The following is a 13,002-nucleotide window of genomic DNA, read 5'->3' as shown; positions in this document are numbered from 1 at the left end:
AATATCTCATAGCATCTTATTATTACATGCTTTTTTATTTCTGGGATAGTGAAATAAAACAAATTTTTTTATTCTGCAAATAAACGTATGAAGAAGGTTGGAATGCCAACATTCTTTTATTGAATTATTTACATTTCATGGCGTGTTGACATGCATAGACCTTCGTTTTCACATATTTTATACTCGTTAATTTTATGAAAACTGTATGTGACAATAATTGTTATTTCGCTTATTGTCTCACTAATAAAATTTTTTTTAATATTACACATAATTTTCCCTAGAAAATATGGATCGACAATCATGTTCTAAAATTGGGAAAATATTTCTACAGTAACGTGTGTAAATCTTTTATCAATATTGCTTTTTTCTTCTATAAGAAGGTCACGCATCACACATATAGTTGAGGTTATGCCTACATTCACACGCGAAGAAATTGAGCATTTGGGTGTTTTGTCCCAGATTGCTTTAAGCGATGAAGAAATCAGTCGCTTGCAAGGCGAATTAAACGTCATTGCAGAATCCATTAACAAAGTGCAGGAAGTTGCTGGCGAAGATGTGCCACCTACTGCAAATCCAGTACCTCTTGAAGCGTATTTGCGCCCAGACGAGCCTGCTACGCCATTGACTCAAGAAGAAGCGCTTTCTGGCGCTCCTAGAAGTGAGTCTGGCATGTTTGTAGCACCTCGAATTTTGGGGGAGGAATAAAACATGACTAATACTCAAGATTTAGTAAAGCTTTCTGCTGCCGATATGGCAAAGGCTGTAAAAGCTAAAGAAGTCTCTAGCCGCGAGCTTGTTGAAGCTCACTTGGCAGTAATCGAAGCAGCCGAGCCAGAAATCAAAGCATTCTTGCATGTTTCTGCAGATGTTGCACTTGAACAAGCAGATGCTTTTGATAAAAAGAACGCTAATGGCGAAGCCGAAGGCTTACCTGAGCTTGCAGGCGTTCCAATTGCCATTAAAGACATGATTGTTACTAAGGGCATTCCTACTACTGCAGCATCTAAGATTCTTGAAGGCTGGGTTCCACCTTACGATGCTACTGTTATTGAAAAGCTCAAGGCAGCTGGCATGCCAATTCTTGGCAAGACTAACCTAGATGAATTTGCTCAAGGTTCTTCTACCGAGCATTCCGCTTACCAAACCACTTGCAACCCTTGGGATACTGAGCGCGTTCCTGGCGGTTCTGGCGGCGGTTCTGCAGCTGCTGTTGCTGCATTCGAGGCTCCTATTGCTTTGGGTACAGATACTGGCGGCTCTATTCGTCAGCCAGGCGCTTTAACGGGTACAGTCGGCGCAAAGCCAACTTATGGCGGCGTTAGCCGTTTTGGCGCAATCGCTATGGCAAGCTCTCTTGATCAGATTGGTCCTGTTTCTCGTACCGTTCTTGATTCTGCGCTTTTGCAGGAGACTATTGGCGGCAACGATAGACGCGATTCTACTTCGATTCCAGCTCCTGTTCCTCCAATGGCTCAAGCTGCTCGTGAGGGCGCTCGCCGTGATTTGAAGGGCTTGAAGGTTGGTCTTGTTAAAGAGCTTAGCGGCGAAGGCTTCCAGCCAGGCGTTGAAGCACGCTTTAATGAAGCTGTGCAATTGCTTAAAGATATGGGCGCAGAAGTAACAGAAGTCTCCTGCCCTCATTTCCCTTATTCTTTGGCTGCTTACTACATTATTATGCCTTCAGAAGTTAGCTCTAATTTGGCTCGCTACGATGGCATGCGCTACGGTTTGCGCGTAATGCCGCCAGCAGATAAGCCTCAAACTGCTGCAAATATGATGGCTGCAACTCGTGAAGCTGGTTTCGGTGATGAAGTAAAGCGTCGTATTATTCTTGGCACTTACGCACTTTCCGCTGGCTACTACGATGCTTGGTATGGCTCTGCACAAAAGGTTCGTACGCTTATTATTCGCGATTTTGAAGAAGCGTTTAATAAGGTAGATGTTCTTGTTTCCCCAACAAGCCCTACAACGGCATTTAAGTTTGGCGAGAAGATGAACGATCCACTTTCCATGTACATGAACGATATTGCTACGATTCCTGCAAACATGGCTGGCGTTCCAGCTTTGAGCCTCCCAGCTGGCTTAAGCGACGATGGTTTGCCTGTTGGTATTCAGATTATTGCTCCGCAATGCCATGATGAAAAGATGTACAAGCCTGCAGCAGCGTTGGAAGCAGCGCTCGAAGAAAAGTGGAGTGGCCCAATCTGGAAGTCGCTTAAAGCTGGTTGGCTCGATTCATTGGCTAAGTAAAGTGAAATAAAGCTTAAGTAAGAAGGATTCTCATGGCTGAAAAACTTATGAAATACGCCGATGCTGTGGAGCAGTTTGACCCAGTTTTCGGCTTGGAAACTCACGTTGAGCTTTGCACGCGCACAAAGCTGTTCTGCCCAGCGGAGGTATCTTTTGGTGGTGAGCCAAATACTCAGTTAACTCCTGTAAGCCTTGGTTTGCCAGGCTCTTTGCCAGTTGTAAACAAGACTGCAGTTGATTACGCTATTAAACTCGGTTTGGCATTGCATTGCGAAATCGCTGAGTGGAGCCAGTTCGCTCGTAAGAACTACTTCTACCCAGATATGCCTCGTGATTATCAGATTTCCCAGTACGATAAGCCTACTAATGGCAATGGTTACTTGGACGTTGAGCTGGAAGACGGCACCGTGTTCCGCGTGCCGATCGAACGTGCTCATATTGAGGATGATGCTGGTAAGAATACTCACGTTGGCGGCGCTGACGGTCGTATTGAAGGCGCAAATCATTCTTTGGTTGATTACAATCGTGCAGGCGTGCCTTTAATTGAGATTGTAACTAAGCCAATCGAAGGTGCGGGTAGCCGCGCTCCAGAAATTGCTGGTGCTTATATGCGTGCTATTCGCGATATTGTTCGCGCTCTTAACATTTCCCACGCTCGTATGGAGCAGGGCAATATGCGTGCTGACGTGAACGTTTCGCTTCGCAGAAAGCCAACCGATCCATTTGGTACGCGTTCCGAAACTAAGAATGTGAACACATTCCGCGGTATTGAAAAGACGCTGCAATATGAGATTCGTCGTCAGGCTGCTATTTTGAGCGAAGGTGGCGAGATTTTGCAGGAAACTCGTCACTGGGATGAAGCAACTCAGACTACTGCTGGCGGTCGTGTGAAGTCGGATGCTGACGATTATCGCTACTTCCCAGATCCTGATTTGGTTATGCTTCATATAACTAAAGAGCATATTGAGCGCATGAAGGCCGAAATGCCGGAAATGCCTCGCGAGCGCCGTAACCGTTTGCAAAGCGAATGGGGTATTAGCGATCTTGAAATGCGAGATATTCTTAACGCGGATGCTCTTGATTTGGTTGAAGAAACCGTTAAGGCTGGTGCAAGTGCTGCTGGTGCTAAGAAGTGGTGGCTTGGTGAGCTTGCTCGCGAAGCAAACACTCGTGGCGTGACTTTGGAAGAATTGCCTATTACTCCGCAAGATGTGGCTGAAGTTGAAAAGCTAATTGCAGATGGCAATCTTAACGATAAGCTCGCTAAGCAAACTGTTGCATGCGTTTTGGCTGGCGAGGGTAAGCCTGATGAAGTTGTTAAGAAGCACGGATTCAAGGTTATGAACGACGACGGCGCTTTAGAAGCTGCTGTTGACGCTGCTCTTGCTGCTGATCCTGAAGTTGCAGAAAAGCTTAAGGCTGGAAATATGAAGCCGATGGGCGCAATTATTGGCGCTGTTATGCGTGCGACTAAAGGTCAGGCTGATGCTAAGGCTGTTACTAAGATCGTGATGGCAAAGATTAAAGGCTGATTTAAATTTTAGTTAGATTAAAATTTAGCTAGAAAAGAATAGTTTATAGATGCACTTTTTGCATTTTATGCTTTGCGTTTTAACCTTGTGTTTTATAGCATTGTGTAGAGTGCAAAAAGTGTAATCTTATATTGTAGTTGCTTACGCATTTGTATTTTGCTTATGCTTTTTGTAGAACTTTTTGTAACGCAAGGTCAATTAGGTACAGGAAACAGGTGAATATGCAGGAAGTCAATGCTGACTCTACAAACTCTCGAGAGTTACCAGAAAGTATTGTAATTCCGTCAATACGCGGCGAGATGGCTCGTCTTAGGCAAGCAACCATCGAAGATTTAGCGAGGATGGATTCATTACATGCTTTTGATGGTGCGGCTGTTATAACTGGCAAGGATTCACAATCTGAACGTGCTATGGTTCATGCGTGGGTTGAGCGTTCTGTGCAGTGGTCTTTGGGCAATAATGATAAAAGTATGTCTGATTATGCTGGGGTTATTGGAGATGCTCAATCGCGCCCAACAATCGCATGGTCAATTGTGCCAGATCTTATTGATGACGCTAAAAATACCAATGGCGATATTATTGGAATGATTTTTTTGATCGACATTGATGGTTGGTCTAAATCCGCTAGAATTCAGGTGATTCTAGGACGCGATTATAGGGGTCGTGGGTATTCTAGAGATGCAATGCCTAGAGTTATGACGTATGGTTTTGCTCCAGACACAGTTGGTTTAGCATTGCATAGGATTTGGGTTGGTGTTCCAGCAGCGAATACGCGTTCTCTTTCTGTTTATCAGTCTCTTGGTTTTGTAAAAACTGGAACAGCTAGAGATGCTTTGTGGGATTCACAAAATCAAAAATATCAAGATTTTGTTGTTATGGACACTCTCGTAGATGAATATGATGCCATTCGTTCTTTAGACGCTTTTGGTCTGCACGTTATTGAAGATAATCCTGGTGTTTGTGAAGCGCTAAGTGCGCATGAGCATTCAATTGCAATACCTGTTAGCAAAGATAATTCCGACGAATCGTGGCCGTATAATGCGGCTACAGTCAAAGAAGATTCTTCTAAACGCGCATGGTGGCGTATTATAGGACGCGGTCGTAAGCGTAACACTAATGGCAATAATGCGGAAGGGAAGCGATGAGCGCTGAAGATCTCGACAATTACGAAACTGACGCCGAGCTTGCGTTGTACAAGGAGTATCGTGACGTTATTAAGCTTTTTACGTACGTTGTAGAAACTGAGCGACGATTCTATTTGGCAAACAAGGTGGATTTTAACGTGCGTTCTGCAGGCCAAGATGTGTATTTTGACGTGCAATTAACAGACGCTTGGGTGTGGGACGTTTACCGCCCTTCGCGGTTTGTGAAAAACGTTCGTATTGTTACGTTTAAAGACGTAAATGTGGAAGAAGTGCAGAAAACAGATATCGATATTCCAGAATCTATCGCATGATAAGAGTATGCTAGTAAAGCTTATGTTTAGATTTTAATATAGATACGTGCTTGCAATTTTGCGATTTTGACTTTATAAAGCGTCTTTTAGGTATGGAGGAAAATTGACTGATACACAATCCCAGAAACAATCTGTAGTGATTATTGGTGGCGGTCCGGCAGGGTTGACGGCTGCATGGGAGCTTGTAAAAGATGGCGGAGCTAGCCGCTACGATGTAACTGTTCTTGAAGCATCTAAAGAGTTTGGCGGAATTTCTCGCACTGTAAAATACAACGGAAACCGCATGGATATTGGCGGTCACCGATTCTTCTCTAAAGATGATCGAATTATGCAATGGTGGCGAGATATGCTGCCACTTCAAGGCGCTCCTTCTTACGACGACAAAAAACTTGGCAGACACCACGATTTAGAGAATGGCGGCCCAGACCCAGAAGTCGAAGATGAGGTTATGCTTAAGCGTCATCGCGTTTCTAGAATCTTCTGGAATCATCATTTCTTCGACTACCCTATCTCTCTTTCTGCGTCTACTTTGCGCTCTATGGGCTTTGTTCTTACTATGAAGGTTGGTTTTAGCTACCTTTGGTCTATGATTCACAAGTTGCCAGAAACAAATCTCGAAAACTTCTACATTAATCGCTTTGGCAAAAAGCTGTATTCTATGTTCTTTGAGGGCTATACCGAGAAGCTTTGGGGAAGGCATCCAAGTCAGATTTCCGCAGATTGGGGTGCTCAGCGAGTTAAGGGTTTGAGCATTGTTGAAGTTTTAAAGAATGCTTTCTCTAAGCTTATGCCGAAAAAGAAGGCAAATCAGGAAGTTGAAACTTCACTGATTGAAGAATTCTGGTATCCTAAGCTTGGTCCTGGTCAGCTTTGGGAGACTGTTGAACGTCGTTGCCGTGAAAATGGCGCTACTGTTTTAACAGATGCAAAAGTTGTTGCTATTAAACAGTGCGACGGTAAAATTTCTAGTGTTGTCGTTGAAAATCAAGATGGTTTGCAGCAAGAACTTCATGCGGATCAGTTTATTTCTTCTATGCCAATAAAAGATTTGGTTGCAGCTATTGAGCATGGCGCCGAAGGAAATGAGTCCGTGCAGGTTCCAGCCGAATTACAACGAGTTGCTAAAGGCTTGCCTTACCGTGATTTCGTAACCGTTGGACTTCTTGTTAAGCGTATGCGTTTGCGTAATACGACTGATATTCCAACGTTAGGTAACCCTCCTATTGTGCCTGATTGCTGGATTTATGTGCAGGATCCAGGATACAAAGTTGGTCGTTTGCAAATCTTTAACAACTGGAGCCCATATCTCGTTAAGGATGTTGACAACACTGTGTGGATTGGTCTTGAATACTTCTGCAATGAGGGCGATGATTTTTGGAATATGAGCGACGAAGAGGCTCGTAAATCTGCGATTGATGAGCTTACTCGTATGCAGGTTATTGATGGCGAAGATGATGTTTTGGATGCGCATCGTGAGCGTGTTCCAAAGGCTTATCCAGCTTACTTCGATACTTATGCTCAGATGCCTGAGCTTGTTAAGTATTTGGATGGTTTTGGTAACTTGTATTGTGTTGGTAGAAATGGTCAGCATCGTTACAATAATCAGGATCATTCTATGGCTACTGCTATTGAAGCCGTGTCTAATATTAACAGTGGAAAACAGTCTAAAGATAATGTTTGGTCTGTTAATACAGAAAAGTCATATCACGAAAAGAAGTAGCGTTTTTTCTTTTTGCCACGCCGTGTTGTTGTGAGTCGCATGAGTGTAGTAGCATACATTTATCAGCGATTAAGTCACATTGTTATGTGCTTATCGTTGTATTCACAACGGATTTTTCCGAAATCTTCCATGTAAAGCTCCAAGTAGTTTGTTTCTTGGGGTTAGGGAAAGGTATAACTGTGGCAACAAGCCAAAATCTTGATGATATGAAGCTTTCTGAGCTTAAGGATCTTGCGAAGCAAATGGGCTTGCGCGGTACGTCTACAATGCGTAAGCCGGATTTGATTGCTACGCTTACCGCTGCGCGCAATGGTGGGGATGCGCCAGCAGGAGTTAGCGTACATGTTCCTAAAAGCATTGTTAGGGATAGTCGTTCGTCGCTTAATGATGAGGATGAGTCTAAATACGATTCATCTTCATCTTTTAGGTCGCGTCGCAATTTTGATGATGATAGTGGTGAGTCTGCTCGTAAATCTGCTGATGAGGATTTGTTAGAAAATCTCGGCTTGCCTGATTCTGTTGAATCTTCTGATTCTGATGATTCTGTTGATTCAAATAGAAGCGGTAAGTCTAGGCGTCGTCGTGAGTTTACGCGTGATAATCAATCTCAGCGTCGTCGTCAGTCTGATTTTAAAGATAATTATCGCGGAAATAACTCGGATGATGCAGATGATACGGAAGATGATTTAGATCAGATTCTTGCTACTTTGCCAAGTGAAAAGTCTTCTGATTCTAATGCAAATCGTGATTCTGAATCTCGCAGGCAACGCGGAGCTTCGCGTTCTAATGGCGATGACGATTATGATACGCATTCAGATAGGAATGACAGGTATCAACGCCGTATGCGTGGCCGTGGACGCGATAGAGATGATTACGATTCCCGCTCGGATCGCTCTGATCATTTAGAGCGTGAAGATCGACCTACGAGGAATGATCGTTCTGATCGCAATGATATTCGTGAAGACCACGAGTCTCGTGAATCAGCTTCTCGTAGAGAGGAACCAAAAGAAGAGCTTGTTCCAGTTGCTGGTATTGTAGATGTGCTTGAATCTTATGCGTTTGTGCGCACTTCTGGATATTTGCCTGGTCCAAATGATGTTTACGTTTCTATGAGCCAAATCAAAAAGTATGGTTTGCGCAAGGGAGATGCGGTTCAAGGCTCTATTCGTGCTCCTCGCGAAGGTGATCGTAGGAATCAGCGCCAAAAATTTGTTCCTTTGCAAAGCGTTGACAGCATTAATGGCATGAGCGTAGAAGATGCTCAGAATCGTCCACAATTCGCTAAGCTCACGCCTTTGTATCCGCAAGAGCGCTTAAAGCAGGAGACTACGCCAAATCGTATGCTTGGCAGAATCATTGACCTTGTGGCTCCTATTGGTAAGGGTCAGCGTGGTTTGATTGTTTCGCCTCCTAAGGCTGGTAAAACAATCACTTTGCAAAATATTGCGAACGCGATTGCTGTTAATAATCCAGAAGTGCATTTGATGGTTGTTCTTGTAGACGAGCGTCCAGAAGAAGTTACCGACATGGAGCGCACTGTTCAGGGTGAGGTTATTTCTTCTACATTTGACCGTCCAGCATCAGACCACACTACTGTTGCGGAGCTTGCGATTGAGCGTGCTAAGAGGCTTGTAGAGCTTGGCCAAGATGTTGTTGTTCTTCTTGATTCTATGACTCGTCTTGCTCGTGCATACAATATTGCTGCTCCTGCATCTGGTCGTATTCTTTCTGGTGGCGTGGATGCTCAGGCGCTTTACCCTCCTAAGAAGTTCTTTGGTGCCGCGCGAAACATTGAAAATGGCGGTTCTTTGACTATTATTTCTTCCGCTTTGGTGGAAACTGGTTCAAAGATGGATGAAGTTATTTTCGAAGAGTTTAAGGGCACTGGAAACATGGAGCTTCGCTTGAGTCGCGATTTGGCAGATAAGCGCTTGTTCCCAGCAGTGGATATTAATTCTTCTGGCACGCGCCGCGAAGAGTTGATTACTCCTGCTCAAGAATTGCCTATTATTTATCGCTTGAGGCGACTATTTGGCGGACTTGAGCCAGAGCAGGCTTATCAGACTTTGGTGCCACGCTTAAAGAAAACTGCGTCGAATCGCGATTTTCTTGCGGCTATTGTGCAGCAAGCGAATAACTCTACAAATGGCGGGTCGCCAGCAACCGCTGCTTAAGTAGGTTATGTTCGTGTAATTTTATAAATATAACTTTAAAAAATACACTTTAATTACCCCTTGGTTTGATCAATCGAGGGGTAATTTTTATTGTTTATTTTTTAATACTGTTTTTATTACAAACTCATTTTGTGTTTTAAAATAAAAAAATATACGTTTATATATAATTATTTTCCTATAAAATACACTATTCTTGGTAATTTTTACTATTGATAATGCGTATGCAAATAATAAAAATTAAATAATTATAATTACTTGTCAAAAGTTTATTCCTATAAACATTTGATATTTAATGTGAAAAACCGTGATTTTTTATATAATTTTGTTCTTTTTCGTTAAAAAATACGATACGATTGAAGAGACTGCAGGGTAGCGCAATCTGAAATCTACAACAGTATTCAGGAAGATGCGCTGTATGAGGATGGAGGTCGTATGACAGGAAACTCTCATAAGATTGAAAATAATATTCCTTCTGGCTTGAACGCTAATGTGAGCACAGTTGCTCCTATAGATTCTACAGATGCGATTATTGTAGATATTCTTGAACATGATGGTCGTGCAACATTAACCAGACTAGCTAAAGCATCTGGATTATCGGTTTCTGCCGTACAATCTAGAGTACAAAAGCTTGAGCGCAGAGGAATTATCACTGGTTACCGTGCGTTGATTGACTATGAGCGCAGAGGCTTGCCAGTAAGCGCATTTGTTGCTGTAACACCTCTTGACTTTGAGCAAGAAGCATCTGTTCCAGCCAAGTTGAAAGATATTGAAGGTATTGAAGCCTGCTATTCTATCACTGGAAGCCCAAGTTTCATGCTCGTAGTTCGTGTTGCTACACCTAGCAAGCTAGAAGAGCTAATTAACACGATTCATAGGATTGTGCCAGTTAGCACAGAAACAACTATGGTTTTGCAGACTTATTTCGACTAGAAGTAATATGTGTGAATTTCCTAAAGAATCGGTTGACGCGCGCAAGCATTCGATTGAACCGAGTTGCAATGATTGTAACGATTCAATAAGCGAGATTTTTGCGTTGCGTCAATCGATTGACAATATTGACAATGCAGTTGTTTCACTTCTTGCAGAGCGCTTTAAATTCACGGAAAAAGTCGGAGAAATAAAAGCGCACGCAAATCTTGCTGCGGAAGATAAATCTAGAGAAAATCGCCAAGCAAATCGACTTAAAAAAATTGCTGAACAATCTGGATTAAAAGAAGAAATTGCGCTCGAATATTTACATTTTGTTGTAGCTGCCGCAAAAAAGCGCCATCAAGAAATAAAAGATAGCCAGAAATAGTTAAAAATAGCTACAAATTTAATCAAAAATCTAGTCAAATTTAGTAAAAAATCTAGCAAAATCTAAAAAAATATGCGCGCTTAGAGTCATAATAAAAATATGACTATTGCAACCGTTGAACGTTACGCGCAAATGCTTGATGCCGCCAGCAAAGGTGGATACGCCTACCCTGCAATTAATGTTACTAGCACGCAGACTTTAAATGCTGCACTACAAGGATTTGCAGAAGCGCAAAGCGACGGAATTATTCAAGTCTCTGTTGGGGGCTCCGCATATTTTTCGGGACAGTGCGTAAATAATCGCGTTGTTGGATCAATCGCATTTGCTCAATTCGCACATCAAGTTGCTGCACAATACCCAAACATTACGGTTGCATTGCACACAGATCATTGTGCAGAAAGCTATTTAGATGATTGGATTAAGCCACTTTTAGCCTATGAGGCAGATCAAGTTGCGCACGGCAAAGAGCCGATTTTCCAGTCGCATATGTGGGACGGATCCACAGTTAAGCTTGAACACAATTTAGACGTTGCGGAAGAATTGCTTGAGGCGTCGGCGAAGGCTCATACGGTGTTAGAGATTGAAATTGGGGCCGTGGGAGGCGAAGAAGACGGTCATAGAGCAGACATTGATGAAAAACTATACTCAACGCCGCAGGACGCTATGCGAGTAGTTGAACGATTAGGTTTGGCAGAGAGCGGAAGATATATGGCTGCTTTTACGTTCGGCAATGTGCATGGTGCATACAAGCCTGGTGTTGTCAAGCTGCGACCACAGTTGCTAGACAACATTCAAAGCGCTGTATACAACAAGTACAAGCTTGATTTATGTAATCGCAAGTTTGGTGTGCCAACAAAACCATTCTTATTGGTATTCCATGGAGGTTCTGGATCTACTCCCGAAGAAATTGCGCAAGCTGTAAGCTACGGCGTAGTAAAAATGAACATCGATACAGACACACAATATGCGTTTACTCGAGCGATAGCAGATCACATGTTCCACAACTACGACTCAGTTCTTAAAATCGACGGAGAAGTTGGAGCCAAAAAACTCTACGACCCAAGGTCTTGGGGCAAAGAGGCAGAAAAAGCAATGGCTCAGCGTGTTGTTGAAGCCTGTGTACAGCTTGGCTCTGCCGGTAAAGCCTTATAAGTTCATCAAGTTGCAAATTAAATTCGGTATTGGCTTTGCGCTAGTCTTAACACGTAGGAATTGTGTTTATTTGGGCAACGTTAGCCCAAAAATGGAGGTTCAGCATGCCTGGAATTGTGCTTATTGGCGCTCAATGGGGTGACGAGGGTAAAGGCAAAGCGACTGATTTAATTGGTTCTAAGGTAGATATTGTCGCAAGATTTAATGGCGGTAATAACGCTGGACATACTGTTGTTGTGGGAAACGAGTCTTACGCTTTGCATTTACTTCCTAGCGGTATAATCAGCCCTAATGTAACTCCTGTTATTGGTAATGGTGTTGTTGTAGACCCAGAAGTTCTGTTTGAGGAGATTGACGCACTTGAATCTAGAGGTGTTGATTGCTCTCGTTTGAAAGTGAGCGAGTCTGCGCATGTGATTACACCTTATCATCGCGTAATTGACAAGGTTACGGAGAGGTTCCTTGGCAAGCACAAGATTGGTACAACAGGTCGCGGAATTGGCCCGACTTATGCAGATAAGATTAATCGCGTTGGTATTCGTGTGCATGATTTATTTAATGCAGAGCATTTGAGGGATAAGGTTGAAGCTAGCTTGCATCAAAAGAATCAGATGTTAGTTAAACTTTACAACCAGCATCCAATAGATATTGATGATGTTACAGCACAGCTTGTGGAGCTTGGAAAGCGTTTGAAGCCTTATGTTGCAGATACTTCGCTTATACTGAATCAGGCTATAGAAAATGGCAAAACCGTGCTTTTTGAAGGCGGTCAGGCAACCATGCTGGATGTCGATCATGGAACTTACCCATTTGTAACATCCTCAAATCCTACTGCAGGAGGTGCTTGCACGGGAACTGGCGTTGGTCCAACTCGTATTACGCGAGTAATTGGAGTTGCTAAAGCCTATATCACTCGTGTTGGTGAAGGTCCATTCCCTACGGAACTTTTGGATGAAAGTGGCGATTGGCTGCGTGAGCAGGGTCACGAATATGGCGTAACTACTGGTCGCCCTCGCCGATGCGGATGGTTTGATTCCGTTGTAAGCCGCTATGCTACTCGCGTAAATGGCTTAACTGATATTGTCCTTACTAAGTTAGATGTTTTGACTGGCTTAAAAGAAATTCCAGTTTGCGTAGCTTACGATGTAACTTTGTCTGACGGAAGCGTTGAGAGAATGAACGAAATGCCAGTAGATCAGTCTCTGTTTGCTAGCGCTAAGCCAGTTTACGAGATGCTTCCAGGATGGAGTGAGGATATTTCGCAAATTCACAAGTTTGAAGAATTGCCAGCAAATACTCAAAGCTACGTAAAGCGCTTAGAAGAACTTTCCAAGTGCCGTATTTCGGCAATTGGTACTGGTCCTCAGCGCGACCACATTATTAGCGTTCATTCGTTGATTGATTAGTGACTATTTGAATAG

The 13,002-nt window shown here is 43.2% G+C and carries 11 protein-coding genes; all 11 read left to right on the top strand.

Annotated features, from left to right (window positions below; all coding sequences use genetic code 11):
* Window positions 1–408 precede the first annotated feature (408 nt).
* A complete protein-coding gene (gatC, locus tag GAVG_RS06255) occupies window positions 409–705 on the top strand; it encodes an Asp-tRNA(Asn)/Glu-tRNA(Gln) amidotransferase subunit GatC (RefSeq protein ID WP_004114131.1) in 297 nt (98 codons plus the stop codon).
* A 3-nt stretch (window positions 706–708) separates the two neighbouring features.
* The gene (gene gatA / locus GAVG_RS06250) at window positions 709–2,250 is read left to right on the top strand and encodes an Asp-tRNA(Asn)/Glu-tRNA(Gln) amidotransferase subunit GatA (RefSeq protein WP_009993697.1); all 1,542 of its coding nucleotides are present in this window, start codon (window positions 709–711) and stop codon (window positions 2,248–2,250) included.
* 32 nt (window positions 2,251–2,282) lie between these two features.
* Window positions 2,283–3,782 (top strand): Asp-tRNA(Asn)/Glu-tRNA(Gln) amidotransferase subunit GatB, encoded by a 1,500-nt coding sequence (gene gatB / locus GAVG_RS06245; RefSeq protein WP_004105892.1) that lies wholly within the window; start codon window positions 2,283–2,285, stop codon window positions 3,780–3,782.
* A 221-nt stretch (window positions 3,783–4,003) separates the two neighbouring features.
* The gene (locus tag GAVG_RS06240) at window positions 4,004–4,927 is read left to right on the top strand and encodes a GNAT family N-acetyltransferase (protein WP_013399341.1); all 924 of its coding nucleotides are present in this window, start codon (window positions 4,004–4,006) and stop codon (window positions 4,925–4,927) included.
* Window positions 4,924–5,238 carry a DUF2469 domain-containing protein gene (locus tag GAVG_RS06235; RefSeq protein ID WP_004105898.1) on the top strand — a complete coding sequence of 105 codons (315 nt, stop codon included), beginning with the start codon at window positions 4,924–4,926 and terminating at the stop codon, window positions 5,236–5,238. The genes GAVG_RS06240 and GAVG_RS06235 overlap by 4 nt, the downstream gene beginning before the upstream one ends.
* Window positions 5,239–5,341: 103 nt before the next feature.
* The gene (locus GAVG_RS06230) at window positions 5,342–6,958 is read left to right on the top strand and encodes an NAD(P)/FAD-dependent oxidoreductase (RefSeq protein ID WP_004114139.1); all 1,617 of its coding nucleotides are present in this window, start codon (window positions 5,342–5,344) and stop codon (window positions 6,956–6,958) included.
* A gap of 179 nt (window positions 6,959–7,137) precedes the next feature.
* Window positions 7,138–9,132 carry a transcription termination factor Rho gene (gene rho, locus GAVG_RS06225; RefSeq protein WP_004116351.1) on the top strand — a complete coding sequence of 665 codons (1,995 nt, stop codon included), beginning with the start codon at window positions 7,138–7,140 and terminating at the stop codon, window positions 9,130–9,132.
* A 432-nt stretch (window positions 9,133–9,564) separates the two neighbouring features.
* On the top strand, window positions 9,565–10,062 hold the full coding sequence (locus GAVG_RS06220; RefSeq protein WP_004114142.1) for an Lrp/AsnC family transcriptional regulator: 498 nt from the start codon (window positions 9,565–9,567) through the stop codon (window positions 10,060–10,062).
* A gap of 7 nt (window positions 10,063–10,069) precedes the next feature.
* Window positions 10,070–10,429 (top strand): chorismate mutase, encoded by a 360-nt coding sequence (locus GAVG_RS06215; RefSeq protein WP_004114144.1) that lies wholly within the window; start codon window positions 10,070–10,072, stop codon window positions 10,427–10,429.
* 99 nt (window positions 10,430–10,528) lie between these two features.
* Window positions 10,529–11,581: a class II fructose-bisphosphate aldolase gene (gene fbaA, locus GAVG_RS06210; protein WP_004114146.1), complete on the top strand. Its 1,053-nt coding sequence runs from the start codon at window positions 10,529–10,531 to the stop codon at window positions 11,579–11,581.
* A 104-nt stretch (window positions 11,582–11,685) separates the two neighbouring features.
* Entirely contained in the window at window positions 11,686–12,987 is a 1,302-nt protein-coding gene (locus GAVG_RS06205; RefSeq protein WP_004114149.1) for an adenylosuccinate synthase, read from the top strand.
* Window positions 12,988–13,002 lie beyond the last annotated feature (15 nt).

The sequence above is a fragment of the Gardnerella vaginalis ATCC 14018 = JCM 11026 genome (assembly GCF_001042655.1).
Taxonomy (GTDB): Bacteria; Actinomycetota; Actinomycetes; order Actinomycetales; family Bifidobacteriaceae; genus Bifidobacterium; species Bifidobacterium vaginale.
The sequence above is the reverse complement of the archived record's forward strand: the minus strand, read 5'-3'. Positions and strand labels throughout refer to the sequence as shown.